At 72.9% G+C, this 25,108-nt stretch carries 25 protein-coding genes and 4 tRNA genes; 5 read left to right on the top strand and 24 right to left on the bottom strand.

Annotation, left to right across the window (positions count from 1 at the left end):
* Window positions 1-4: 4 nt before the first annotated feature.
* The 11 genes from DCS98_RS09155 to DCS98_RS09105 form a co-directional block, all read right to left on the bottom strand.
* Complete coding sequence (locus DCS98_RS09155) at window positions 5-871, bottom strand: MlaE family ABC transporter permease (protein WP_241037398.1); 867 nt, start codon at window positions 869-871, stop codon at window positions 5-7.
* 1 nt (window position 872) lies between these two features.
* Entirely contained in the window at window positions 873-1,688 is an 816-nt protein-coding gene (locus DCS98_RS09150; RefSeq protein ID WP_241037396.1) for an MlaE family ABC transporter permease, read from the bottom strand.
* A complete protein-coding gene (locus DCS98_RS09145) occupies window positions 1,685-2,815 on the bottom strand; it encodes an ABC transporter ATP-binding protein (protein WP_116451042.1) in 1,131 nt (376 codons plus the stop codon). Before DCS98_RS09145 ends, DCS98_RS09150 begins: the two co-directional genes overlap by 4 nt.
* Window positions 2,816-3,221: 406 nt before the next feature.
* Window positions 3,222-3,617: a 50S ribosomal protein L7/L12 gene (gene rplL, locus DCS98_RS09140; RefSeq protein WP_116451041.1), complete on the bottom strand. Its 396-nt coding sequence runs from the start codon at window positions 3,615-3,617 to the stop codon at window positions 3,222-3,224.
* A gap of 17 nt (window positions 3,618-3,634) precedes the next feature.
* Window positions 3,635-4,261 carry a 50S ribosomal protein L10 gene (rplJ, locus tag DCS98_RS09135; protein ID WP_116451040.1) on the bottom strand — a complete coding sequence of 209 codons (627 nt, stop codon included), beginning with the start codon at window positions 4,259-4,261 and terminating at the stop codon, window positions 3,635-3,637.
* Window positions 4,262-4,525: 264 nt separating this feature from the next.
* Entirely contained in the window at window positions 4,526-5,182 is a 657-nt protein-coding gene (locus DCS98_RS09130; RefSeq protein WP_116451039.1) for an NADPH-dependent F420 reductase, read from the bottom strand.
* Window positions 5,183-5,278: 96 nt separating this feature from the next.
* Window positions 5,279-5,998: a 50S ribosomal protein L1 gene (gene rplA / locus DCS98_RS09125; RefSeq protein WP_116451038.1), complete on the bottom strand. Its 720-nt coding sequence runs from the start codon at window positions 5,996-5,998 to the stop codon at window positions 5,279-5,281.
* A gap of 89 nt (window positions 5,999-6,087) precedes the next feature.
* Window positions 6,088-6,519, bottom strand: coding sequence for a 50S ribosomal protein L11 (gene rplK, locus DCS98_RS09120; protein WP_092194914.1), 432 nt, complete (start codon window positions 6,517-6,519; stop codon window positions 6,088-6,090).
* 61 nt (window positions 6,520-6,580) lie between these two features.
* A complete protein-coding gene (nusG, locus tag DCS98_RS09115) occupies window positions 6,581-7,483 on the bottom strand; it encodes a transcription termination/antitermination protein NusG (RefSeq protein ID WP_116451037.1) in 903 nt (300 codons plus the stop codon).
* A 42-nt stretch (window positions 7,484-7,525) separates the two neighbouring features.
* Window positions 7,526-8,044 (bottom strand): preprotein translocase subunit SecE, encoded by a 519-nt coding sequence (gene secE, locus DCS98_RS09110; protein ID WP_116451036.1) that lies wholly within the window; start codon window positions 8,042-8,044, stop codon window positions 7,526-7,528.
* Window positions 8,045-8,129: 85 nt separating this feature from the next.
* Window positions 8,130-8,205: transfer RNA gene (locus tag DCS98_RS09105), tRNA-Trp, on the bottom strand.
* A gap of 250 nt (window positions 8,206-8,455) precedes the next feature.
* Here DCS98_RS09105 and DCS98_RS09100 point away from each other — a divergent pair.
* Window positions 8,456-9,703 (top strand): pyridoxal phosphate-dependent aminotransferase, encoded by a 1,248-nt coding sequence (locus tag DCS98_RS09100; protein ID WP_116451035.1) that lies wholly within the window; start codon window positions 8,456-8,458, stop codon window positions 9,701-9,703.
* A 10-nt stretch (window positions 9,704-9,713) separates the two neighbouring features.
* On the opposite strand, the gene DCS98_RS09095 is transcribed toward DCS98_RS09100, so the two are convergent.
* From DCS98_RS09095 to DCS98_RS09055, 9 genes are all read right to left on the bottom strand, one after another.
* A complete protein-coding gene (locus DCS98_RS09095) occupies window positions 9,714-11,150 on the bottom strand; it encodes a M1 family aminopeptidase (RefSeq protein WP_116451034.1) in 1,437 nt (478 codons plus the stop codon).
* Window positions 11,147-11,554, bottom strand: coding sequence for a MaoC family dehydratase (locus DCS98_RS09090; RefSeq protein ID WP_116451033.1), 408 nt, complete (start codon window positions 11,552-11,554; stop codon window positions 11,147-11,149). Before DCS98_RS09090 ends, DCS98_RS09095 begins: the two co-directional genes overlap by 4 nt.
* Entirely contained in the window at window positions 11,554-11,997 is a 444-nt protein-coding gene (locus DCS98_RS09085; RefSeq protein ID WP_116451032.1) for an FAS1-like dehydratase domain-containing protein, read from the bottom strand. Before DCS98_RS09085 ends, DCS98_RS09090 begins: the two co-directional genes overlap by 1 nt.
* 32 nt (window positions 11,998-12,029) lie before the next feature.
* On the bottom strand, window positions 12,030-12,194 hold the full coding sequence (gene rpmG / locus DCS98_RS09080) for a 50S ribosomal protein L33 (protein WP_116451031.1): 165 nt from the start codon (window positions 12,192-12,194) through the stop codon (window positions 12,030-12,032).
* 97 nt (window positions 12,195-12,291) lie between these two features.
* A tRNA-Met gene (locus DCS98_RS09075) sits at window positions 12,292-12,365 on the bottom strand.
* Between the two features lie 47 nt (window positions 12,366-12,412).
* Window positions 12,413-12,485, bottom strand: a tRNA-Thr gene (locus DCS98_RS09070).
* 70 nt (window positions 12,486-12,555) lie between these two features.
* Window positions 12,556-15,105: a putative bifunctional diguanylate cyclase/phosphodiesterase gene (locus DCS98_RS09065; RefSeq protein WP_116451030.1), complete on the bottom strand. Its 2,550-nt coding sequence runs from the start codon at window positions 15,103-15,105 to the stop codon at window positions 12,556-12,558.
* A 470-nt stretch (window positions 15,106-15,575) separates the two neighbouring features.
* Window positions 15,576-17,720 carry a hypothetical protein gene (locus DCS98_RS09060; protein ID WP_164704476.1) on the bottom strand — a complete coding sequence of 715 codons (2,145 nt, stop codon included), beginning with the start codon at window positions 17,718-17,720 and terminating at the stop codon, window positions 15,576-15,578.
* Complete coding sequence (locus DCS98_RS09055; protein ID WP_116451028.1) at window positions 17,717-18,001, bottom strand: hypothetical protein; 285 nt, start codon at window positions 17,999-18,001, stop codon at window positions 17,717-17,719. Before DCS98_RS09055 ends, DCS98_RS09060 begins: the two co-directional genes overlap by 4 nt.
* A 149-nt stretch (window positions 18,002-18,150) precedes the next feature.
* Between DCS98_RS09055 and DCS98_RS09050 the strand changes: the two genes are divergently transcribed.
* On the top strand, window positions 18,151-18,582 hold the full coding sequence (locus DCS98_RS09050; RefSeq protein WP_116451145.1) for a pilus assembly protein TadG-related protein: 432 nt from the start codon (window positions 18,151-18,153) through the stop codon (window positions 18,580-18,582).
* Between the two features lie 51 nt (window positions 18,583-18,633).
* On the opposite strand, the gene DCS98_RS09045 is transcribed toward DCS98_RS09050, so the two are convergent.
* A tRNA-Tyr gene (locus DCS98_RS09045) sits at window positions 18,634-18,715 on the bottom strand.
* Between the two features lie 91 nt (window positions 18,716-18,806).
* On the opposite strand from DCS98_RS09045, the gene DCS98_RS09040 reads away from it, so the two are divergent.
* Window positions 18,807-19,298, top strand: coding sequence for a YajQ family cyclic di-GMP-binding protein (locus tag DCS98_RS09040; RefSeq protein ID WP_116451027.1), 492 nt, complete (start codon window positions 18,807-18,809; stop codon window positions 19,296-19,298).
* A 15-nt stretch (window positions 19,299-19,313) separates the two neighbouring features.
* On the opposite strand, the gene DCS98_RS09035 is transcribed toward DCS98_RS09040, so the two are convergent.
* Window positions 19,314-19,763, bottom strand: a complete 450-nt coding sequence (locus DCS98_RS09035; RefSeq protein WP_116451026.1) for an iron chaperone — start codon at window positions 19,761-19,763, stop codon at window positions 19,314-19,316.
* A 96-nt stretch (window positions 19,764-19,859) separates the two neighbouring features.
* On the bottom strand, window positions 19,860-20,735 hold the full coding sequence (gene htpX / locus DCS98_RS09030; RefSeq protein ID WP_206340168.1) for a zinc metalloprotease HtpX: 876 nt from the start codon (window positions 20,733-20,735) through the stop codon (window positions 19,860-19,862).
* 174 nt (window positions 20,736-20,909) lie between these two features.
* Here htpX and DCS98_RS09025 point away from each other — a divergent pair, with 174 nt between their 5' ends.
* Window positions 20,910-22,868 (top strand): 2-oxoacid:acceptor oxidoreductase subunit alpha, encoded by a 1,959-nt coding sequence (locus DCS98_RS09025; protein ID WP_206340167.1) that lies wholly within the window; start codon window positions 20,910-20,912, stop codon window positions 22,866-22,868.
* A complete protein-coding gene (locus tag DCS98_RS09020; RefSeq protein WP_116451024.1) occupies window positions 22,865-23,956 on the top strand; it encodes a 2-oxoacid:ferredoxin oxidoreductase subunit beta in 1,092 nt (363 codons plus the stop codon). The genes DCS98_RS09025 and DCS98_RS09020 overlap by 4 nt, the downstream gene beginning before the upstream one ends.
* A 6-nt stretch (window positions 23,957-23,962) precedes the next feature.
* Here DCS98_RS09020 and DCS98_RS09015 read toward each other — a convergent pair whose 3' ends face one another.
* Complete coding sequence (locus tag DCS98_RS09015; RefSeq protein WP_116451023.1) at window positions 23,963-25,093, bottom strand: PQQ-dependent sugar dehydrogenase; 1,131 nt, start codon at window positions 25,091-25,093, stop codon at window positions 23,963-23,965.
* Window positions 25,094-25,108: the final 15 nt, after the last annotated feature.

Raw genomic sequence — 25,108 nt, 5'->3', positions numbered from 1 at the left:
CGCGCTACCCCGCGATCCGGACTGTCGTCGTCGAGCCCCAGATGGCCAGGGACAGGAACAGGTCGATGATGTTGACCGCCACGATCGAGAACCGGACCGCCCGGCCCACCGCCAGCCCGACGCCCGCGGGGCCGCCGCTGGCGCGGTAGCCGTAGTAGCAGTGGGTCAGGATGATCACGACGGAGAAGACGAGGACCTTCAGGAACGACCACAGCACGTCCTGCGGTGGCAGGAAGAGGTTGAAGTAGTGGTCGTAGGTGCCCGTCGACTGCCCGTAGGCGGTGGTCGCGATGGTCCTGGTGGCGAAATAGCTGGTGAGCAGGCCCAGCACGTAGAGCGGGATGACGGCGATGAACCCGGCGACGATGCGCGTCGTCACCAGGAACGGGAGCGAGGGCACGCCCATGACCTCGAGTGCGTCGATCTCCTCGTTGATCCGCATGGCGCCGATCTGGGCGGTGAAGCCGCAGCCGACGGTCGCCGACAGCGCCAGACCGGCGACCAGCGGGGCGATCTCCCGGGTGTTGAAGTACGCCGAGAGGAAGCCGGTGAAGGCCGACGTCCCCAGCTGGTCGAGGGCCGCGTAACCCTGCAGGCCGACCTCGGTGCCGGTGAAGAACGACAGGAAGGCGATGACCCCGACGGTGCCGCCGATGACCGCCAGCGCGCCGGTCCCGAAGGTGACCTCGGCGAGCAGCCGGAAGGTCTCCTTCTTGTAGCGCCGCAGGGTGCGCGGCGTCCACGCCAGCGCGCGGGCGTAGAAGGAGATCTGGTCGCCGAGGTCGTCCAGCGTGCCGAGCGGCTTCTGGTACGTCCGCTTCAGCTTGCGCAGGTTGACCCGGATCTTGTCCGAGGTCGAGAGCAGGGCCATCTCACTGACCCTTCGGCGGCACGAGCTGGAAGTAGATCGCGGTGATCACGAAGTTCACCGCGAACAGCAGGAGGAACGTGATGACGACGGACTGGTTCACCGCGTCACCGACCCCCTTGGGCCCACCTCCGGCCCGCAACCCCTTGTACGAGGCGACGATGGCCGCGATCAGGCCGAAGATCAGCGCCTTGATCTCGCCGGACCAGAAGTCCTCGACCTGGGCCAGGGCGCTGAACGACGCCAGGTAGGCACCCGGTGTGCCGCCCTGGAGGACGACGTTGAAGAAGTAGCCACCCGCGACGCCCACGACGCTGACCAGGCCGTTGAGCAGGACGGCGACCAGCATCGAGGCGAGCACCCGCGGGACGACGAGGCGCTGGATGGGGCTGATGCCCAGCACCTCCATGGCGTCGATCTCGTCGCGGATCTTGCGGGCGCCGAGGTCGGCGGCGATGGCCGAGCCGCCGGCACCGGCGATGAGCAGGGCCGTCACGATCGGGCTGGCCTCGCGCAGGACGGCGAGCACCGACGCCGACCCGGTGAACGACTGCGCGCCCAGCTGGCGGGTCAGCGAGCCGAGCTGGAGCGCGATGACCGCGCCGAAGGGGATCGCGACCAGCGCGGTCGGGATGATCGTCACGCTGGCGATGAACCACGCCTGCTGGAGGAACTCCCGGACCTGGAACGGCCGCTTGGGCAGCGCGCGGACGACGTCCAGGGCGAAGGCGAAGAGGTTGCCGCTGGCGGCGAGGGGACGGGTCGGCGAGAACTTCCCGTCGAGCAGGCCGGGGGCCTTCGGCTTGTCGGTCGCCGTCACCCCTCACCGCCCTGCCGGGGCAGCGTGGCGGTCGCGCCGCGGGCGCCGGCGTCGGCCTCGGGGGCCCAGTGGCGGCCGCCCGAACCGGGGGTGGAGGTGTAGGCGCCCGAGTCGGCCTTGGCCAGGAGGTCCTCGGGCAGCGACTTCCGGATGGCGGCCTGCGTCTCCTCGTCGAACTCGTGCAGCATGCGGGCGACCCGCTCCTGGCGCCGGCGCTCGGCCTTGCGCTCGGGCAGGCCCTCGGTGGGCGTCAGCTGCGGCGGGACGGCGTCCCCACCGCTCGCACCCTTCGGGCCGACCCCGTTGTGCGAGTCCCCGCCGCGCGCCTCGAGCTGCTTCATCTCGGCCTCGACCTGCGCGACGTCCTTCTCCTCGCTCATGCCGATGGGGCCCTCGCGCCGGCCGTTGAGGAACTGCCGGACGACCGGCTCCTGCGAGGTGAGCAGCTGCTCGCGCGGGCCGAACATCACCAGGTTGCGGCGGAAGAGCAGGCCGAGGTTGTCGGGCACGGTGCGGGCGGTGCCGATGTCGTGCGTGACGATCAGGAAGGTGGCGTCGATCTGCGCGTTGAGGTCGACGATCAGCTGGTTGAGGTAGGCCACGCGCACCGGGTCGAGCCCGGAGTCGGGCTCGTCGAACAGGATGATCTCGGGGTCGAGGACGAGGGCCCGCGCGAGCCCGGCGCGCTTGCGCATCCCGCCGGAGATCTCCCCGGGGAGCTTCCCCTCCGCACCCTGCAGACCGACCATGTCCATCTTCTCGAGGACGATGGACCTGACCTCCGACTCGCTCTTCTTCGTGTGCTCGCGCAGCGGGAAGGCGATGTTGTCGTAGAGGTTCATCGACCCGAACAGCGCGCCGTCCTGGAACAGCACGCCGAAGAGCTTCCGGACCTCGTAGAGGTTGTGCTCGCTGGTCCGGACGATGTCGGTGTCGTTGATGACGATCGAGCCCTTCTCGGGCTTCAGGAGCCCGACCAGGGACTTGAGGAACACCGACTTGCCGGTGCCGGACGGGCCGAGGAGCACCGAGATCTCACCCGGGGGCAAGGTCAGGGTGACGTCGCTCCAGATGTTCTGGCTCCCGAACGACTTGGTCAGCCCTTCGACCTCGACTGCGACGCCCACGACTGCCCGCCCCTCCGATCCGGCTGCGTTGCCGGTCCCCGCCTCGTCGCATCGACGAGCCCCGGCAGTGTGCGACGTCCCGGGCCGGTCCGCATGTCGGGTGCCCGCAACGCGCTTCTACTGACCAGTAACGACGATGCGAGCAACAGGTTACGTGTGTCACGGGGTTTGCGTGACCCGGATCTCCACGCATCCCCCGGGCGTGCCGGGAGGGTCGCCCGGGCGGGGGACGCAGCAGGGGCCGCCCTCCCGGAGGAGGACGGCCCCTGCTGCCGTGCGGTGGTGCGTTCCCCGGTCAGACCGGGGAGGGGGTCACGTGACCGTGACGTACCCGGCGATCGAGACCGCCGGGTGAGGGGTCACGTGACCGTGACGTACCCGGCGATCGAGACCGCCGGGTGAGGGGTCACTTGACGGTGACGGTGGCGCCGGCGCCCTCGAGGGCGGCCTTGGCCTTGTCAGCGGCGTCCTTGGCGACCTTCTCCAGGACCGGCTTCGGCGCGTTGTCGACCAGGTCCTTGGCCTCCTTGAGGCCGAGCGAGGTCAGGCCGCGCACCTCCTTGATGACCTGGATCTTCTTGTCGCCGGCGCTCTCGAGGATGACGTCGAACTCGTCCTGCTCGGCGGCGGCCTCGTCGCCACCGCCACCGCCGCCACCGGCGGGGGCGGCGGCCGCGACGGCCACGGGGGCAGCAGCGGTGACGTCGAAGGTCTCCTCGAACTGCTTCACGAAGTCGGACAGCTCCAGGAGGGTCATCTCCTTGAAGGCGTCGAGCAGGTCCGCGCTGGAAATCTTGGCCATGTCTGTCTCCTTGTGGGTCAGGCGTCACCGGCCGGGGCCTCGGCGGCCTCGGCGGTGTCGGGGGTCTCGGGGGTGGTGTCAGCAGCAGCGCTCTCGTCGGCGGCAGGAGCGGCGGCCTCGGCCGGGGCGTCGGCGGCCTTCTTCTCCTGCAGCGCGGCGGCGAGACGGGCGACCTGGGACAGCGGGGCCTGGAAGAGCCCGGCAGCCTTGGTCAGGTTGCCCTTCATCGCGCCGGCCAGCTTGGCCAGCAGGACCTCGCGGGGCTCGACGTCGGCGAGGCGGGTGACCTCGGAGGCGTCGACGGTGCGGCCGTCGACCACACCGCCCTTGACGACGAGCAGCGGGTTGGCCTTCGCGAAGTCGCGGATGGCCTTGGCGGCCTCGACCGGGTCACCCTCGATGAAGGCGATCGCGGTCGGGCCGTTGAGGAGCGGGCCGAGCTCGGAGAAACCGACCTCGTCCGCCGCCCGCTTCGTCAGGGTGTTCTTGACGACGGCGTAGCTGCTGCCCGCACCGAGGGAACGACGCAGCTGGGTCAGCTGCGCCACGGTCAGCCCGCGGTACTCGGTGAGCACCGCCGCACTCGAGTTCTGGAACCGCTCGGTGATCTCGTCGATCACCGCGGCCTTCGCCTGCGTGGGCATGGGCCTCCTCTCGTCTGTCGGGCGACCCCTGGCTCTCGCGCGAGCGCGGGCGATCGGTGGCCCCGGAGACGAGGAACGCCCCGGCGCAGAGCGCACGGGGCGAGGAGCGGGCGCGAGCGCCCGCCGATCGAACCGTCCACCTGCGCGGGTCGCCCGGGGTCCGGGACCTTCGATCGCACGCGGACGTGCGACGACCAGCGGTCTTGGGGGGAACGCGCACAAGAGTACGCGACGGACGGGCGGAAGCGGTAACCGGCCGGTGGATCAGCCGCGGGTGGCCGCGGCCAGGTGGGCGCGCAGCTGCTCGGCGTCGTCCTCGGCGCCGTAGCCGGGGGTGCCCGGCTCGATCCGCCAGCTGTCGGCCAGCGAGCCGAGGTCCACGACGTCGAAGCCGATCTCGTCGAGGAAGGCGGCGACGCGCTGCTCGGCCGTGGTGTCGTCCGCCGCCACCGCCAGGGCGCGGCGGTTCGGGGTCCCGGCCGGGGCCCGGTGGTCGACGATCTGCGCGGCGGCGATGTGGTTGAAGGCCTTGACCACCGAGGACGACGGCAGGTGCCGCTGCAGCAGCTCCGAGCTGGTGGCCCGCCCCTCGTCCAGCTCGGCGATCCGCCCGTCGCGCTGCGGGTAGTAGTTGCCGGTGTCGATGACGACCGTGCCGGCCAGCGGCTCGGCCGGCACCTGCGCCAGGGCGTGCAGCGGGATCGTCACCAGGGCGAGGTCGGCCGCCTCGGCGGCCTCCCACGCGGTGGCGGCCCGCACCGAGCCCCGGGCGGTGGGCCGCGCGCTCAGCTCGGCGACGAGGTCGGCCAGGCTCGCCGGACCGCGGGAGTTGGACAGGACGACGTCGTACCCGGCGTCGAGCGCGACGCGGGCGACGGCGCTGCCGATGTGGCCGGCGCCGATGGTTCCCAGGGTGGTCATGGCCGGGACAACCGCACCGGGCCCCCGGCGCTTCCAGGAGACGACGAGGGCCCCGCAGCGACGTGCGCTGCGGGGCCCTCGTGACGTGCTCGGTGCTTACGCGGTGGGCTCGTCCACCAGCATGTTGCGGGTGCGGTTCGGGTCGACCGGGATGCCGGGGCCCATGGTGGTCGAGACGGTGACCTTCTTGAGGTACCGGCCCTTGGCCGAGGACGGCTTGGCGCGCAGCACCTCGTCGAGGGCGGCCGCGTAGTTCTCGACCAGCTTGGCCTCGTCGAACGAGGTCTTGCCGATCACCAGGTGCAGGTTGGCCTGCTTGTCGACGCGGAAGTTGATCTTCCCGCCCTTGATGTCGTTGACGGCCTTGGTGACGTCGGGGGTCACGGTGCCGGTCTTCGGGTTCGGCATCAGGCCACGGGGGCCGAGGATGCGGGCGATGCGGCCGACCTTGGCCATCTGGTCGGGGGTCGCGATCGCGGCGTCGAAGTCCAGGAAACCGCCCTGGATGCGCTCGATCAGGTCGTCCGAGCCCACGACGTCGGCGCCGGCGGCCTCGGCCTCGGCGGCCTTGTCACCGGTCGCGAAGACGATGACGCGGGCGGTCTTGCCGGTGCCGTGCGGCAGGTTGACCGTGCCGCGGACCATCTGGTCGGCCTTGCGGGGGTCGACGCCCAGGCGCATGGCGACCTCGACGGTGGCGTCGTAGGACGTCGTCGACGTCTCCTTGGCCAGCTTGGCGGCCTGGAGGGGGCTGTACAGGTTGTCGCGGTCGACCTTCTCGGCCACTGCGCGGAACTTCTTGCCGTGCTTCGCCATGGTGGTTCCTCTCCCCCGGTCGGTGCCGGGGATCGTGTGGTTCGCGGGCCTGGCGTGGCCCTCCCACGAACTGCTGGGTGGTGCGGGACTCAGCCCGTGACCGTGATGCCCATCGACCGGGCGGTGCCGGCGATGATCTTCTCGGCCTGGTCGAGGTCGTTGGCGTTGAGGTCGGCCATCTTGGTGGTGGCGATCTCGCGGACCTGGTCACGGGTGACCGTGGCGACCTTGGTCTTGTGGGGCTCGCCCGAGCCCTTCTCGACACCGGCGGCCTTCAGCAGCATGCGCGCGGCCGGCGGGGTCTTGGTGACGAACGTGAACGACCGGTCCTCGAAGACCGAGATCTCGACCGGGATCACGTTGCCGCGCTGCGACTCGGTCGCGGCGTTGTAGGCCTTGCAGAACTCCATGATGTTGACGCCGTGCTGGCCGAGCGCCGGACCCACGGGCGGCGCGGGGGTGGCCGCACCGGCGTTGATCTGGAGCTTGATGACCGCGGTCAACCGCTTCCTGGGGGGCATGACTTCCTTCTATCTCTGCTGAACGGGTCCAGAGGGTGGCGGGTTGGGCCGGAGGACCAGTTCAGATCTTCTGGACCTGGCTGAACGACAGCTCGACGGGCGTCTCGCGGCCGAAGATGGAGACGAGCACCTGCAGCTTCTGCTGCTCGGCGTTGATCTCGTTGATGGTGGCGGGCAGCGTCGCGAAGGGCCCGTCCATGACGGTGACCGACTCGCCGACCTCGAAGTCGACGACGGCGGCCGGCGCGGCGGCGGCGCCACCGGTCGTGGCCTCGGCGCCGGTGGTGCGCGCGGCCTGCGGCGCCGTCGCCGGGACGAGGATCTTGACGACCTCGTCGATGGTCAGCGGCGAGGGCTTGGAGGTCGCCCCCACGAAGCCGGTGACGCCCGGGGTGTTGCGGACCGCACCCCACGACTCGTCGTTGAGCTCCATGCGGACGAGCAGGTAGCCCGGCAGGACCTTGCGGTTGACCTGCGCGCGCTTGCCGTTCTTGATCTCGGTGACCTCCTCGGTGGGCACCTCGATCTGGTAGATGTAGTCCTCGACGTCCAGCGACTGGATGCGCGCCTCGAGGTTGGTCTTCACCTTGTTCTCGTAGCCCGCGTAGGAGTGCACGACGTACCAGTCGCCGGGGGCGATGCGCAGCGCCTTCTTCATGGCCTCGACCGGGTCCTCGTCGTCGGCGTCGACGGCGGGCAGGTCCGAGGGAGCGGCCGGCTCGACCAGGGGGTCGGTCACCAGGCTGTCGGTGTCGCCGCCCTCGATCTCCGGCGTGACGTCGGAGACCTCGGTGTCGGTGTCGAGGTCGGTGGTGTCGATCGAGCTCTCGGCCGCGCCGGTCTCGCCGGCACCGGTCTCGACGTCGACGGTGCCGCGCTGCTCGACGCGGGGATCGTCCAGATCCGTGGCGGTCGCGCCTTCGACCGGGGTGGCGGTCTCGAAGGGCTCGCGGGGGTCGGTCACAGGTTCTTCTTCCTTGTCTGGGGACGTGCGGGCGGGCGGAGGTCAGCCGAAGACGGCGATCACGCCCTTGGCGAAGAGCAGGTCCAGGCCGGCGACCAGCGCGACGATGAACGCCACGAACACGATGACCACGGTGGTGTAGGTGATCAGCTCGCGGCGACCGGGCCAGATGACCTTGCGCAGCTCGGCGACGACCTCGCGGAGGAACCGTGCCAGCGAGCGCTTCTGCCCGCTGGCGGCCCGCTCGCGCTCGGCGGCCGCCCGGGAGCGGGTCGCCCCGCCCTCGCGCGTGGCCGGACGGGTGGACGCGGGGCGGCGGGACCGGGCGGGCCGGTCGTCGTCCTCGTCCTCGTCGTCGTCGGCCGTGATGCGGCCCCGGCGGCGGCGCGTCGGCGCGGCGACGACCTTGTCCTCGTCGGCCTCCGCCTCCTCGGCGAGCTCGTCCTCGGCGGCCTCGAGCTCCGCGGCGTCGTCGACCCCCGGGGTCTCGCGGTCGAGCTGCTCGTCGGTCAGCTCGGCGTCGCGGGCGTCGTCCCCGCGTCCCGGCTTCTCGTCGCTCACTGCGCCTCGCTCGCCTCGTGGTGGTGACCGCTCGGTCGAGCGGTCGATGTCGTCGGTCGTGGTGCTCGGTGGTCCTGCCGTGCGGTGGCAGGGGTGACAGGACTTGAACCTGCAGCCTGCGGTTTTGGAGACCGCTGCTCTGCCAATTGAGCTACACCCCTAGTCCCCTGGGCGGGGCCCGGGACCGCCCGCCTCACCACGGCAGCGCGGAGCCTCGGGGAGGTTCCGGGGCACGCCGGTGGCGGGGTCAGCTGCCCCAGGACGGCCAGTGTACGGGACCGGACGGCGGGACAGCCAACGTCCTGCCGGGCCCGCCCCCCGGACCGCTCCGGTCCCCTCCCCACGTGCGGTCGCGCAGCCGATCCGGGTGCGACTCCGCCGCAGCCCGGCCGACTTTGACACGATGGGGGCATGACCGCCGTCTCCTCGGAGTCCGCCCAGTCCGCCGCCCCCTCGGGCCCGAGCCGCATCTCGCGCCGCATCGCCGCGATCAGCGAGTCGGCCACGCTGGCCGTCGACGCGAAGGCCAAGGCGCTCAAGGCCGCGGGCAAGCCGGTCATCGGCTTCGGCGCGGGCGAGCCGGACTTCCCGACGCCCGACTACGTCGTCGAGGCCGCGGTGGCCGCCTGCCGTCAGCCGGCCATGCACCGCTACACCCCCGCGGGCGGGCTCCCGGCGCTCAAGGAGGCGATCGTCGCCAAGACGGCGCGCGACTCGGGCCTGCAGGTCACGCCGGCGAACGTCCTGGTGACCAACGGCGGCAAGCAGGCCGTCTACGAGGCCTTCGCGACCCTGCTCGACCCCGGTGACGAGGTCCTGCTGCCGGCGCCGTACTGGACCACCTACCCGGAGGCCATCAGGCTGGCCGGCGGCGTCCCCGTGCCGGTCGTCGCCGACGAGCAGAGCGGCTACCTGGTGTCGGCGGCCCAGCTGGAGGCCGCGCGGACGCCGCGGACCAAGGTCCTGCTGTTCTGCTCGCCGTCCAACCCGACCGGCGCGGTCTACCCGGCCGAGCAGGTCGAGGAGATCGGCCGCTGGGCCCTGGACGCCGGCCTCTGGGTGCTCACCGACGAGATCTACGAGCACCTCACCTACGGCGGCGTGACCGCGCCGTCGATGCCGGTGGTCGTGCCCGAGCTGGCCGAGCGGTGCGTCGTGGTCAACGGCGTCGCCAAGACCTACGCGATGACGGGCTGGCGGGTCGGCTGGATCCTGGGCCCGACCGACGTCGTGAGGGCCGCGACCAACCTGCAGTCGCACGCCACGTCGAACGTCGCGAACGTGTCGCAGGCGGCGGCCGTCGCGGCGCTCACCGGCGACCTGTCGGCGGTCGCGACCATGCGCGAGGCGTTCGACCGTCGGCGGCAGACGATCGTGTCGATGCTCCGCGAGATCCCGGGGGTGGCCTGCCCCGAGCCGCAGGGCGCGTTCTACGTCTACCCGTCGGTCAAGGGCCTTCTCGGCCGGCCCATCGCGGGCCGGACGGCGGAGACGAGCGTCGAGCTCGCCGAGATCATCCTCGAGGAGGCCGAGGTGGCCGTCGTCCCGGGCGAGGCCTTCGGGACCCCCGGCTACCTGCGGATGTCCTACGCGCTCGGGGACGAGGACCTCGTCGAGGGCGTCTCCCGGATGCAGCGGCTGCTCGGCTCGGCCGGCTGAGGCGCAGCCCTCAGCGCGGGGCGTCGTCCTCGCCGAGCGCCTCGGCGCCCTCGAGGACGTCGAGCGCCGGGGGCACGTCGCCCAGGGCGCGGTAGAGGTCGGTCGGGGTGGCGATGCTCCACGCCGTCGCGTCGACGTAGCAGCGGATCGCCGCCGCGAACGGCTCCTCGCCGGCGGCCCGCTGCGCCGCCAGCAGGGCCGCGCCGCCCTTGTCGTAGACGAGGCGGAAGTAGCTGCCGGTGCTCGCGTAGTCGGCCATGCTGGCGCCGACCGGGCCGGTCAGGGTCAGCGCCTCCTCGGTCACCAGCCCGGATCCGGGGTCCACGGTGGCCTCGGCCCAGGACGCGAAGGCCTCGTCGAGCCAGGGGTCGCGGAACTGCGAGTTGCCGACCATCCCGTAGAACCACTGGTGCGCGACCTCGTGCACGAGGACCTGCGGGCTGGGCGTCGCCTCCAGGATCATGCTCGGGTACTCGATGCCGCCGCCGAAGTCGGGCAGCAGGGCCACCGAGAGGCTGTCGTAGGGGAACGGCCCCAGGAACTCCTCGAGGGCGCCGATGGCGTCCACCGTCCACGTGCTGAGGACGTCCCCCGGCACGTCGCCGTCCGGCAGGACACCGGTGGTCACCCGCGTCCCGCCCGGGGTCGTCGCCTCGGTGGTGGTGAACGGACCGGCGGCCACCCCGACGTCCCGGGCGACCGGCTCCTCGGAGGTCCAGGTCCGCCGTCCCTCGCGCGGCGCCGAGGGCTGCGCCTGCGCCCCGGTCATGAGGACCGTGAGATCCTCCGGCGCGGAGACGGTGACGGTCGTGTCGGCGGCGGGGCTCGACGCCGTCTCGCCGCTGACCGGCACGAAGGGATCCCGGGCCCAGCCGACCCCGGGCTCCCAGGCCAGCAGCGGCGCGCCGCTGGCCCACCAGGAGACCGGCCCGTCGACGCCGACCCGGTCGAAGGTGCCGCTGCCCAGCGTGAGCGTGAAGTCGAGCGAGACCTCGGTGGACTCCCCCGCCTCGAGCTCGTCGTCCAGCTGGACGACGTAGAGGCCCCCGGGGTCGCTCGCGGCAGCGGCCTCGTAGCGGCCCTCGGCGACGTCGTCGCCCCGGACGGCGTCGACCACCAGGCGGTTGCCGGCGGGCGCGGAGTCGGGGCCGTTCGGCACGAGCCGGAACACCAGCTCGCCGACGTCCAGGTCGGGGGTGAACACGACGGTCTCGGTGCCGGTGACGGTGCGCCGGTCGTCGGCGAGCGTGAAGTCCAGATCGATCTGGGGCCGGTCGGGGTCGGGTTCCGCCCGCTCGGCGGGGCAGCCCTCCTCCTCGGCTCCCGGGGCCGCGGCGGTCGCGGACGGGCCCGGACCGGCGGGCGGGCCCGCCGTGTCGGCGAACGACGTGCACCCGGGGAGGAGCAGCGCCGCGACCGTGACGACGGCGAGCCGCCGTGCGGTCATGCCAGCCGGACGATCGCGCGCGCCAGGGAGAGCACCTTCTCCCCGCCGCTGGTCACGGTGAGGTCCACGCGGGCCCGGCCGTCGTCCAGGAGCGCCCCGACCTTGCCGCGCACGGTCACCTCGGCGCCCTCGTCGTCGTCGGGGACGACGACGGGCCGGCCGAAGCGGACGTGCTGCTCGACGAGGGCGGCGGGGTCGCCGGTCCAGGCCGTGACGGCGCGGCCGGCCAGCGCCATGGTGAACATGCCGTGGGCGATGACGCCCGGCAGCCCGACCGCGGTGGCGGTGCGGTCGTTCCAGTGGATCGGGTTGAAGTCGCCGGAGGCGCCGGCGTAGCGGACCAGGTCGGCGCGGGTGACGCGGTACACCTGCTCGGGCAGCTCGGTGCCGACCTCCACCGCCATCACTCCCCCCGGGCCACGAGCATCGACGTCGCGGTGCACACCGGCTCGCCGCCCTCGGTGGCGAGGTCGACCCGCGCGGTCAGCATGTCGTTGCCGGCCACCGTGCGGGCCGCGTCGATCGTGGTGGTGGCGACGAGGCGGTCACCGGCGCGGATCGGCCGGTGGTGGGCGAACCGCTGCTCGCCGTGCACGACCCGGGAGTAGTCGATCGCGACGTCCGGGTCGTCGAGGACCACCATCGCGGCCTCGAGGCTGACCACGATCGCGAAGGTCGGCGGGGCGATGACGTCGGAGTGGCCGGCGGCGCGGGCGGCCTCGGGATCGCGGTGGACCGGGCTGTCCTCACCGACGGCGGCCGCGAACTCGGCGATCTTCGCCCGGCCGACCTCGTAGACGGCAGAGGGCGGGTAGCTGCGCCCGACCAGTTCCCGGTCCAGCGCCATGCTCCCGCCTTCGGCTCAGCTGTCGGCGCGCGTCAGCGCGTCTCGCGGTGCAAGGTGTGCTTGCGGTCCTTGGGGCAGTACTTCATCAGCTCGAGCCGGTCGGGGTCGTTCCGCCGGTTCTTGCGGGTGATGTAGTTGCGGTTCTTGCACTCCTGGCAGGCCAGGGTGATCTTCGGACGGATGTCGGTCGCTGCCATGAGGAGTGCTCCTAGCCTTGTGCCTGCGCCCCGGCGGCTGCCGGTGCGGTGTTCCTGACGTGCGGACGGACCCCGGCCGTGCGGGGTCCGTCGGGAGTAGCGGTGACCGGACTTGAACCGGTGACACAGCGATTATGAGCCGCTTGCTCTACCAGGCTGAGCTACACCGCCGGGATGACCGTGCGGCCCGGTCTCGCGACTGGACCGGCTGGTCACTGAGCCCCTTTACGGAATCGAACCGTAGACCTTCTCCTTACCATGGAGACGCTCTGCCGACTGAGCTAAAGGGGCGTGCTCGAAGAGCCGTCGAGAACTGTACCTGACCGCTGCCGTCCCGTCGGGCAGGGGGTTCGGCGCGTGCTCAGGTGCGGACGAACAGCCTCCGGTGGGTGGCTCCCGGCGCGGCCTTGCGCACCCCGGTCCGGGCCAGGAGCCAGCTCTCCAGGCGGTCGTCGGGCAGCGGCCGGCTGACCAGGAAGCCCTGCAGCTTGTCGCAGCCCATCTCCGCCAGCAGGTTGCGGGTCAGCTCGTCCTCGACACCCTCGGCGACCACGCGCAGGCCCAGGTTGTGGGCCAGTTCGATGATCGACCGGGCGATGAACGACTCCCCCTGGCTGGTCGACATCCCGAGCACGAAGGACTTGTCGATCTTGACCTCGTCGATCGGCAGCTGGCGCAGCTGCGAGAGCGACGAGTAGCCGGTGCCGAAGTCGTCCATGGACAGCCGGAGCCCGAGGCCGTGGAGGTCGGCCAGGACGGTGCTGTCGCGCACCGAGTCGTCGACGACGCTGCCCTCGGTCAGCTCGAGGGTCAGCAGCTCGCCGGGGACGCGGTGGCGCTGCAGGGCGCGGCGCACGCGGGCGACGAGGTCGGGCTCGGTGAGGCAGTGCACCGACAGGTTCACCGCGACCGACAGGGCGATGTCCTGGTCGAGCCACCGCCGGCAGCGCGCGAGCGCCAGGTCCAGGACGTGGTCGGTCACCGCGCCGATGCGGCCGATCTGCTCGGCCAGGTGGATGAAGTCGTCCGGGGGGATCGAGCCGTAGCGCGGGTGCGCCCACCGGACCAGCGTCTCGACCGAGACGATGTCGGAGGTCTGGGCGTCGATGATCGGCTGGAAGACGACGCTGATCTGACCGTCGGCCATCGCCTGCTCGAGCTCCGTGCCCAGCTGCAGGCGGCGCAGGCTCTGCTGGTCCAGCACCGGGTGGTAGCTGGCCACGCCGCCCGAGTCCGCGGCGGCGAGCAGCGCCACGTCGGCGCGCTGCATGAGCATCCCCGAGTCCGTGCCGTGCACCGGGGCCGCGGCGACGCCGATGGTGAGCGTGACCTCCAGGTCGAGGCCGGCGACCCGGGCCCGCGTGGAGGCCGCCTCCCGCAGCCGCCGGGCGGCGCGCTCGGTGGCCTGCAGGGACAGCCCGGGCAGCAGGACGGCGAACTGCTCGCCCTCCATCCGCGCCAGCAGCGCCGTCGGCGGGGCGTGCTCGCGCAGCAGACCGGCGGTGACCAGCAGCAGCTCGTCGCTGGCCGCGTGCCCGAGGGTGTCGGTGACGTCGGTGTAGTTGCCCAGCGCCGCGAGGATCAGCCCGGCGCGCGCGGTGACCGGGTCGGCCGAGAGGAGCTGGTCGATCTCGGCGGCCAGGCGCTGCCGGTTGGGCAGCCCGGTGAGCCGGTCGTGGTCGGCGTCGTAGCGGATCTGGGTCAGCAGCTGCTGGTGCCGGATGGCCGCGTTGACGTGCGTGAGCATCGAGTCCAGGGCGGCGCTGTCGCTGTCGCCGAACGAGATGATGTCGCTGCGCCGGTCGCACACCTCGAGGTAGCCGGGCTCACCGGCGGCGGTCATGACGGCGGCGCCCAGCAGGTCGGAGACACCCCGCCGCACGAGCGCGGCGGCCTCCTCGTCGTCGGCCCGGCTGAGCGAGACGCGGACCGGGCCGTCGGTGGACTCGACCGCGCGGCGGCGGAACAGGTCGTCGGGGTCGCCCGGGCCGTCGTACCAGACCGCGCCGTTCTCGGCGACGACGACGAGGCGGGGCTCCTCGTCGAGGTAGGGCGGCAGCCACAGGGCCACGCGGTCGGCGTTGAGCAGCTCGCGCACGGCCTCGACGATCTGCCGCGTGCCGGACTCGTCGGGCGGGACCTGCTCCACGCGGCGGGCGAAGTCGTAGACCCGCTCGACGCTGTGGCCCTCGCGCGTGACGGCGGCGAACCGGCGGTAGAGCAGCGCCAGCGCGACGAGCAGCGGTGCGATCAGCAGCCACACCCACGGGCTGACGCTGACCAGCAGCAGCACCGCCAGCCCGACGATCACCGCCACCGGGCTGACCATCAGCACCGGTATGAACAGCGAGGTCCAGAGCGCCCGCCCGGGGTAGCCCTGGGTGGCGGTGATGGCGGCGGCGATCAGGCCGGCCCCGAGGACGGTGGCGACCACGACGGCGACCAGGTAGGCCAGCCAGGTCCGCGGCTCGGAGATGTCCCCGGCGGGGAGCACCCGCAGGACGCCGACGGCGATGCAGACCTCGATGACGACGAGGCTGACGTTGAACGCGGCCTTGGGCGGGGCGTACCCCTGCGCCAGGCCGACGAGGCCGACCGCGATCGCCCAGGCGACCGCCGTCCAGGCGGGACCGACCGCGACGAGCGCCATGACGAAGGCGATCTCGCTCGGGGACCAGGCGAACGTCTGGCGCCGGAACTCGAAGTCGACGTTGAACGACTCCGCGGCGACCAGGCCGACGAACGCCGCGATCAGGAGGACGGGCTCGACGGATCCGGCCAGCGGCGGGAGGACCCAGAGGGAGATCGGGATCGCGACGGCGAGGCCGATCCAGGCCACGCTCCAGGGGTTGCGGAGACGCAGCGACCGCGACGGCGCTCGGTCCTGCTGCTCGGCCACTCGTACCTGCATTTCCCCTGGGAAGTCGGGCGCGCCGAGGCTAACAGCGAGGCGGCCCCGCGCAAGGCTCCACGGCCCCGTCGGGTGAGACGGGTCGCAGGGCGGCGGGACGGGGCGACACCGTGCGGGGCGCCCCGTCCTGCGCGGGAACTGCGGGGCCGATCAGGCCCACTTGCCTCCGCGGGCCCACTTGCCGCCACGCGCCCACTTGCCGCCACGGGCCCACTTGCCGCCACGGTTCGAGACGGACATCTGCACACTGCTGCTCACGATTGCCTCCCAGGCATGACTGACTGCGACGTGCGGCAGCCACCTACGCGCGGGGGCAGAGCGTCGTTCAGTACGGACCGCGCTGGAGACATTGCTTCCCGTCACCCGTCCGGACAAGCATCGAAGATCACGACCGGGTGAACGAATGTCGCGTCGTCGCTCTCAGTGATCGAGGTTCCACCAGCGGTCACTAATTCGGGTGGAAAACGATGTCAGCGACGCCCAGGCAGGAACTCGGAGATCGTCGCGGCCCGGGTGGCGCGGTCCTTCGCCCCGTCGATCAGCTGACCGCCCGCCAGGTCGGCCACGAGGTCGGTGGTGGCGGCCGCGTAGTCACGCCGGACCCCGTCCGGGGCCGCTGGGGCGCCGAGCACCGCGCCGGCGCGGCGGAACGACGCCTCGGCCTGCGCTCCGACAGCAGCGGCGCGGCCGGACAGTTCCGGCGGGAGCACGGCCAGCGCACCGTCCACCGCGTCGTCCGCGTCGAACCGCAGCCCGCCGTCGGGTCCCACCTCGTACGAGCCGTCCACGCCGAGCAGCAGCGGGGCGTAGGCCCCCACGACGTCGGCGAGGAGACCGACAGGCTTGGCCGGCGCGTAGGAGACCACCTCCAGGAGCAGGCCTGCCGTCCAGTCCCAGAGGGCCGCCTCGTCCTCCGCCTCGTCCTGGACCTCGAAGCCGTCCATCGCGTGGCTCAGCCGCTGCCCGTACTCCCGCACGGCCAGGTAGGCCGACGGCACGGCCACGGCCGGGAGCGGCTCCGACCGGCTGCTGCCCGCGAGGTCGTGCGGCTGGGCGGCGGCCCACCCGGCCAGAGCCTGCTCCAGGGTGGCCGCCGCCTGCCGGTCCACCGAGACGGAGCCCAGGCCCCTCAGCACGTCCCCGACGGCCTCGCCGCCGCGCTCCGTCGCGACCGACGACAACGCGCCGGCCACGACGTCCACGTGGGCGGCCACCGCAGCCGCCAGGTCCCGCGACACGGCCTCGACCACCCCGCGGTCCAGCGTCCGGTCGTCCGGGTCGCCCGCCACCAGGCCGGCGCCGATCGTCTCCAGCCCGGCCAGCACGGCACGCTCGCCCGCCGCCCCGGCGTCGCTCCCGGCGAGGCGCACCACCTCACCCAGCGCCGCCCCGTCGTCACCCCAGAACCGGCCCAGGGCGCCTTCCCAGACCGCCCCGTCCGCGAGCAGGGCTGCCGCGGCCCCGGGATCCCCGCTGCGGGCCAGCGTGCCGACGGCGACGGCGAGGGGGTCGCCGGCCTCGCCCCTCCGGCCCCAGCCCGTCACCGTCATCCCGGCGGGGGTGCCCAGGTGCCGTTCCCGCCGGAGCAGCTGCCGCGCCCACTCCGCCACGGTGCCCGCCCGCGGCCCGCCCGACCGCTCCCCCGCGACGAGGACCGCAGCCATCCCGATGGCGATCGCGTCGGCACCGAGGTCGTCGGCCCGGACGTAGGTGGCGCCCAGGGCGGCCGCGATCCCGTCCCGCCGGTGGTCACCGGGCACGGCGGCGCCCAGAGCGGCCGCCAGCAGAGCCGCCACCGGGTCGTCGGCGGCCTCCACCGGGTCCGACCCCAGCGCCCGGAGCAGGCCCGCCACCCCCTCGGTCCCCAGCCCGCGCACCAGCGTGGTGGCGAAGGCCGGGCTGCCCGAGTACGCCGCCGCCTCGGCGGCGAGGGCAGCACGTTCCGACGGCGTCAGCGGCCCGTTCCTCAGCCGGGCGGCCAGCTCGACCCCGCGGGACGCCAGCTCCGGGTCGCCCCAGCCCGGCAGCTCGGCGGCGAGGTGGGCGAGGACGCGCCCGCCGTCCCCGGCCCGCCCGGTGCCCCCCAGGGGTCGCCCGGCATCAGCGAGCGCACGTGCCGTGGCCGCGGCGTCGTCCGCCAGCTCCTCGAGCAGCACGCGGTGCCTCCGGCAGCGGCGCGCCTCCGACGCCTCCACCTCCGCCACCTCACCGGCCCAGGCCGGCGCGCCCGTCATGACGGCGAGCTGGAGGTCCTGCGCGTCACCGAGCCGCCGCCACGCCGAGCGGAAGTCCTCGTCCTGCTCCTCGCGCAACGCGGTGACCTCCCGGCGGGTGTCGCGGAGCAGCTCTCCGTGGGCGCTCAGCCGGCTGCGCGCCGCGAGCACCGCGTCCGCGGCCGCACGCGTGATCCCGGCGACGCGCGCCAGCTGGGTGGTGGCGGCGGTCGCATCCGCCCCCAGCCAGCCCGGTGCCGCCGCGGCGGGGCCGGCCAGGACGTCGGCGAGCGACGCCAGCCGGTACCCGGCGCCCTCGACGTCGCGCACCAGGTCGTCGACCGCCGACGGGTCCCCGGGGGGCAGGTCGAGCGGGGTCTTGCCGGGCATCGTCACGCTCATCCCGCCACCGCCCGGCCGCGCGAGGCGAGCAGGCCCCGGTCGAGCGCCAGCCACGAGTCGGCGACGGCGGCGACGGTGCCGGCCAGCCAGCCGAGTTCCCCGGCCACGACCCGCCCGGCCGTGCGGTGGCAGTCCAGGAAGGCCTCGACGGCCGGCTGCAGGGTCTCCCCCACGTCGCCCGCCCCGTCCAGACGCGGCGCGATCTCCTCGGCGTCGGCCGCGGCCGCACGGAGGGTGCCGGCGAGGGCGTGGACCTCGGCGGCGGGCATCTCGATGGACATGGGCGGAGTCTGGCGCCGGCGTCGGGCGCGCGGGGCCGCCGTCCACAGGCACCCGCGCGGCGCAGGGCGCCACCCGATCGGGTGTCCACAGTGTCCACAGATCCTGTCCACAGGCGGTGGACAACTCCTCCCGCACCTACGCTGCCCCGGTGCGGCAGGGCCAGGAGGACGGGGAACGGGGTTCGACCCTGCCGTTCGTGCTGGTCTGCTGGACGGTCGCCGCCCTGATGGCGTTCGGCGCGATCGCCGCCTCCGACGCGTTCCTCGAGCAGCAGGAGGTGCAGGCGGTGTGCGACGGTGCCGCCCTCGCGGCGGCCAACCGCACCGACGAAGCGGCCGTCTACAGCCGGGGAGTGGGTGCCGAGCTCCCCCTGACGCGAGCCACCGCGCAGGCCGCCGTCGCCGACCAGCTCGCCGACGGCGGGACGGTGCTGGACTCCTGGTCCGCGGAGACCGACGGCGCCGAGGTGACGGTCCGCTGCACGCGCCACGTCGAGATCGCCTTCGGCTGGCTCTTCCTGGGCGGCGAGCCGCTGGAACGCACCGCGACGGCCAGCGCCCGCGCACCGACGCTCCCCTGAGCACGCGAACGGCCCCCGACCTGGAGGGGTCGGGGGCCGTCGTACCGGGCGTGGCGGGTGAAGGATTCGAACCTTCGTAGGCTAAGCCGACGGATTTACAGTCCGCTCCCATTGGCCACTCGGGCAACCCGCCGTGCGGTGGTACCGGAGCAGCGTACAAGAACGGCGGACGGCGTCCTCGGAAACCCCCCGGGGGACCGGCCGCCCAGCGGAAGGGAAGAGCCATGGCCGACGCGTCCTTCGACGTCGTGAGCAAGGTCGACCGCCAGGAGGTCGACAACGCCCTGAACCAGGCGGGCAAGGAACTGTCGCAGCGCTTCGACTTCCGCGGGACCAACGCCACGATCGCCTGGGCCGGCGAGGACGGCGTCACCCTGCAGGCCGACACCGAGGAGCGCGTCAGCGCCGCGCTCGAGGTCTTCAAGGAGAAGCTGATCAAGCGCAACATCTCGTTGAAGGTCCTCGACGCCGGCGAGCCGCAGGCCTCGGGCAAGACCTACAAGATCGGTGCGCGGATCAAGCAGGGCATCGAGTCCGACGTCGCGAAGAAGATCGCCAAGCTGATCCGCGACGAGGGCCCGAAGGGTGTGCAGGCGCAGATCCAGGGCGACCAGCTCCGGGTCAGCGGCAAGAAGCGGGACGACCTGCAGGCCGTCCAGCAGCTGCTGCGCGGCGCCGACCTCGACGTCGCCCTCCAGTTCGACAACTACCGCTGACGCCGGGCCCGGAGGTCAGGAGACGGCCGCGCCCACCAGCGCCGCCACCTTCTCCTCGACCTCCGGGGTCCAGGCCACGAGCGCGAACGACACCGCCCACATGTCCCCGTCGTCCAGCCGGGCGGGGTCCTGGAACTCGAGGGTCGAGTAGCGCTGGCCGAACTTGCCCGCGTTCTTGAAGGCGAGCACCACCTTGGCGTCGTCGTCGGCGAAGGCGGGCATGCCGTACCAGGTCCGGGGGGCCAGGTCGGGGGCCGCGGCCGTCACGGTGACGTGCACCCGCTCGGCCAGCGCCCGGTCCTCCGGGGTCATCGCGGCGATCGCGTCGAGCAGCGCCTGCAGCCCGTCGGCCTTCTTCGCGCCCTTCCTGCCCTCGGCGCGCAGCTCGGCCGCACGCGCCTTCATGGCGGCGCGCTCCTCGGCGGAGAAGCCGTCGGTCCGGTCCTTCTCGGTGGTCGCGGGCATCTCGCTCGGTCCTTCCTGACGTCTGCCGGGGGAACGCCGGGAACGCTAGGGCCGGCCGGGCGCTGCGGGCTTCTCGATTCCTGACCGGTCCGCCGGTCAGCGCTCGCCGAGCTCCCGGGCCAGCGCCTCCAGCCGGGCGATCCGTTCGGGCATCGGCGGGTGGGAGGCGAACAGCGACGCCATCCCCTGCCCCCGGAACGGGTTGGCGATCATCAGGTGGCTCTGGGTGACCAGCCGGTCGTCCTGGGGCAGCGGCAGGGCCGCCGTCCCCCGCTCGATCTTCCGGAGGGCACTGGCGAGCGCGAGCGGGTCCTGCGACAGCAGGCCGCCGGACTGGTCGGCCTGGAACTCCCGGCTCCGGCTGACCGACATCTGGATGAGGCCCGCGGCGATCGGGCCGAGGAGGACCAGCAGCAGGCCGCCGAGGGCGTTGCCGCCGCCGCGGTCGTCGGAGCGGCCCCCGAACAGCGACGCGAACATCGCCATGTGCGCCAGGTAGGTGATGACCGTGGCCATGGCGCCGGCGACGGAGCTGATCAGGATGTCGCGGTTGTAGACGTGGGACAGCTCGTGGGCGAGGACGCCGCGCAGCTCGCGCCGGTCGAGCAGCTCGAGGATCCCCTGGGTCACGCAGACCGCGGCGTTGCGCGGGTTGCGGCCCGTGGCGAACGCGTTGGGCTGGTTGGTCGGGCTCACGTACAGCCGCGGCACCGGCTGCCGGGCTTCGGTGGCCAGTTCGCGGACGATCGCGTAGTACTGCGGCGCCTGCGTCTCCGTGACCGGGAAGGCGCGCATCGAGCGCAGGGCCAGCTTGTCGCTGTTGAAGTACGCGAAGCCGTTCACGCCGAGGGCGACCACCAGGGCGATCAGCAGCCCACCGCGGCCGCCGACGAGTCCCCCGACGGCCAGGATCAGCCCGCCCATGGCCCCCAGGAGGACGGCGGTCTTGAGTCCGTTGTTCCAGCGCTGCACGCCCCGTCCAACGCCGTGCCGGAGGGCGCCGTTCCCCGCGCGGGTACGGCGTCTCCCCCGACGGAATGAGGAACGACGACGTCCTGTTAGGGCACCCCAAGAACGTCGTGTCCGGATCCACATCCCGGCCGCGGACGCACGCACGTAACCTCGGCCGGTGGAGGTACACCACTCATGACTGCGATCGAACGGCCCGGGACGGCCCCCAGCTCGGCTCCGGGCGGGCTGGTGAAGAGCGTCGTCGCGCTCGACCGCGTCGTCATCCGGCTCGCCGGCGACTCCGGCGACGGCATGCAGCTCACCGGCAACCGGTTCACCAGCGAGACGGCGAGCTTCGGCAACGACCTGTCGACGCTGCCCAACTTCCCCGCCGAGATCCGGGCGCCGACGGGGACCCTGCCCGGCGTCAGCTCCTTCCAGCTGCACTTCGCCGACCACGACATCATGACCCCCGGCGACGCCCCCGACGTCCTCGTGGCGATGAACCCGGCGGCGCTGAAGGCCAACCTGGCCGACCTGCCCGGCGGCGGCCTGCTCATCCTCGACTCGGACGAGTTCACCCCGCGCAACCTGGCCAAGGTCGGCTACGCGACGAACCCGATCGAGGACGGCTCGCTCGAGGGCTGGCAGACCGTCAGCGTGCCGCTGACCTCCATGACGCTCGACGCGCTCGCCGACTCCGGCCTCGGCAAGAAGGAGGCCGAGCGCTCGAAGAACATGTTCACGCTCGGGCTGCTCTCCTGGATGTACCACCGGCCCACCGAGGGGACGATCCGCTTCCTCGAGCGCACCTTCCGGCGCAAGCCCGAGATCGCCGCGGCGAACATCGCCGCCTTCCGCGCCGGCTACAACTACGGCGAGACGACGGAGGCCTTCGCGGTCTCCTACGAGATCAAGCCGGCCCCGATGGCGCCGGGCCGCTACCGCAACATCTCCGGCAACCAGGCGCTCGCGCTGGGGCTCGTGGCCGCCGGGCAGCGCTCGAAGCTGCCGGTTTTCCTCGGCGCCTACCCGATCACCCCGGCCTCGGACATCCTCCACGAGCTGTCCAAGCACAAGGCGTTCGACGTGCGGACCTTCCAGGCCGAGGACGAGATCGCCGGCATCTCCGCCGCGATCGGCGCCTCCTTCGGCGGGGCGCTGGGCATCACGACGACGTCCGGCCCGGGTGTCTCGCTGAAGTCGGAGGCCATGGGCCTGGCGGTGATGACCGAGCTGCCGCTGGTGGTCGTCGACGTGCAGCGCGGCGGCCCCTCCACCGGCCTGCCGACGAAGACCGAGCAGTCGGACCTGCTGCAGGCGATGTTCGGCCGCAACGGCGAGGCGCCGATCCCGGTGATCGCGCCCCGCTCCCCCGGCGACTGCTTCGACGCCGCCCTCGAGGCGTGCCGGATCGCCCTGGCGTACCGGACGCCGGTCATCCTGCTGTCCGACGGCTACCTGGCCAACGGTGCCGAGCCGTGGGCGATCCCGGACGTGGACGCGCTCCCCGACCTGACGTCGGCGGTGGGCTTCGCCACCGAGCCCAACGGTGAGGACGGCGAGTTCCTCCCGTACCTGCGCGACGAGGAGACCCTCGCGCGGCCGTGGGCGATCCCGGGCACCGCGGGGATGCAGCACCGCATCGGCGGGCTCGAGAAGGCCGACCGGACGGGCAACATCTCCTACGACCCGGCCAACCACGACTTCATGACCCGGACGCGGCAGGCGAAGGTCGACGGCATCGCCGCGTCGATCCCGCTGACCGACGTGGACGACCCGGACGGCGACGCCTCCGTCGCCGTCATCGGCTGGGGCTCGACCTACGGGCCGATCGGGGCCGCCTGCCGGCGGATCCGCCGGTCGGGCCGGAAGGTGGCGCAGATCCACCTGCGGCACGTGAACCCCATGCCCGCCGACCTCGGCGAGGTGCTGGGCCGCTACGACCGGGTGATCTGCCCCGAGATGAACCTCGGCCAGCTCTCCCTGCTGCTGCGGGCCAAGTACCTGGTCGACGTCGAGAGCCACACCCAGGTCCGCGGGCTGCCCTTCCGGGCCGCGGAGCTGGCCGCGGTGATCCAAGAGGTCATCGACCGCACCAGCGAGCCGACCGCTCCGCAGCTGAGCGAGGCCGGGAACGGAGCACCGCAGTGACCACCGTCGAACTCGGCATGCCTGCCGAGGGCCCGATCGCCGACGCGATCGCGCACTCGGTCGACGTCCACGGCCCGAAGCAGACCGAGCTCAAGGCCAAGGACATGAAGACCGACCAGGAGGTGCGCTGGTGCCCCGGGTGCGGTGACTACGTCATCCTCAACGCGGTCCAGAGCTTCCTGCCCAGCCTCGGGATCGCCCGCGAGGACATGGTCATCGTCTCCGGCATCGGCTGCTCGTCCCGCTTCCCGTACTACATGAACACCTACGGGATGCACTCGATCCACGGCCGGGCCCCGGCGATCGCGACCGGCCTGGCCGCCTCGCGCCCCGACCTGTCGGTGTGGGTCGTCACGGGGGACGGCGACGCGCTGTCGATCGGCGGCAACCACCTGATCCACGCCCTGCGCCGCAACGTCAACATGACGATCCTGCTGTTCAACAACCGCATCTACGGGCTGACCAAGGGCCAGTACTCCCCCACCTCCGAGGTCGGGAAGGTCACCAAGTCCACGCCGATGGGCTCGCTCGACCACCCGTTCAACCCGGTCTCGCTGGCCATCGGCGCCGACGCCACGTTCGTGGGCCGGGCGATGGACTCCGACCGCAAGGGCCTCACCGAGGTGCTGCGGCAGGCGGCGGAGCACCAGGGCACGTCGCTGGTGGAGATCTACCAGAACTGCAACATCTTCAACGACGGCGCCTTCGAGCTGCTCAAGGACCCGGCCACCGGCACCCAGTGGTCGATCCCGCTGGTCCACGGCGAGCCGCTGGTCTTCGGTCCGGACGGCGCCTCCTGCGTGGTGCGGGACGACGTCGGCGGCCTGCGGATCGCCGAGACCAACCAGGTCGACGCGTCCGAGATCGTGGTGCACGACGCGCACCGCGAGAACCCGGCCTACGCGTTCGCCCTGTCCCGGCTCTCCAGCCAGGACCTGCGGTACACGCCGATGGGCGTCTTCCGCTCGGTCGCGAAGCCGACGTACGACGCGATGATGGCCGAGCAGCTCGACGTCGCCCGCGTGCAGGAGCCGGGCGACCTCGGCGCCCTGCTGGCCGGCGGCGACACCTGGACCGTCGAGGCCTGACCGACCTCAGGGGCGGGGAACGACCCGCAGCACCGCGTCCTCCCCGCCCCCGTTGTCGGTGGTGGCGTACAGCGCCCCGTCGGTCCCCTGGGTCAGGCTGCGGATCCGGCCGCGCCCCTCGAGGTCGGGCAGCCGGAACTGCTCCTGGACCGCACCCGCGTCGTCGAGCCGCAGCGCCAGCACGCCTTGGCCCTTGAGCAGCGCGACCAGCAGCAGGCCCTCGTAGGCCCCCCACTGCGCGCCGGTCACGAACGAGGCGCCGCTGGTGGCCAGCGTCGGCTCGCCGGAGGACCACACGGCCGGGACGGCGCCGTCGATCGCCGGATCGGTCATCGGGACGCTCTCGTCGTAGCTGCCGCCGCCGTCGGGGTCCCAGCCGTAGTTGCCGCCCTCCCGGAGGAGGTTGACCTCGTCGTCCCGGTCGGGCCCGTGCTCGACGGAGAACACCTGGTCGGTGCCCGGCCGCACGGCCAGGCCCTGGACGTTGCGGTGCCCGCGCGTCCAGATCTGCCGTTCCCCGGTCCCGGGGTCGACGCGCAGCACCTTGCCGCCCAGCGACCGGTCGTCCTGCGGCACGGTCCCGTCGGCGGTGTCGCCCGTGCCGACCAGCAGCGTGCCGTCGGGCGCGAACGCCAGCCGGCACCCGCCGTGCCGGCCCGACCGCTCGTTGAGGGGGATCCCGCCGAGCAGGGGGTCGGCGACCCGGGTGGCCGAGGACCAGTCGGGCGCGGCGGTCCACGCCACGACGACGATCTCGCCGTCCCGGCTCCCCTGGCAGCTGTAGAACCGCCTGCCGGTCTCGAACCCGGGGTCGAGCGCGAGGCCCATCAGGCCGGTCTCGCCGTCCGCGAAGAGGTCGCCGAGGTCGGCGGCGACGTCGCGGACCGTGCCGTCCGGCAGCACCGCGGTGAACCCGCCGGCCCGCTCGTCGACCAGCAGCGTCCCGTCCGCGGTCCGGACGACGTCCCAGGGGTGGTCGAGCCCGTCGAGCACCACGGCGACGTCGAGCGCCGGTGCGGCCGCGGCCGAGGAGGAGCCGGCCGGCGGGGTGCCCGGCGACGCCGGGGTGTCGCTGACCGCCGTGTCGGTGCAGCCGGTCAGCAGCACCAGGACGAGCAGGCCGGCGATCCTCCGCATCGGCCCAGCATGCCG

Origin of the sequence: Blastococcus litoris, from assembly GCF_003075095.1 — a bacterium.
In the GTDB taxonomy this organism is placed as follows: domain Bacteria; phylum Actinomycetota; class Actinomycetes; order Mycobacteriales; family Geodermatophilaceae; genus Blastococcus_B; species Blastococcus_B litoris.
Note: the sequence above shows the minus strand (reverse complement) of the source record. Positions and strands in the feature narration are given on the sequence as shown.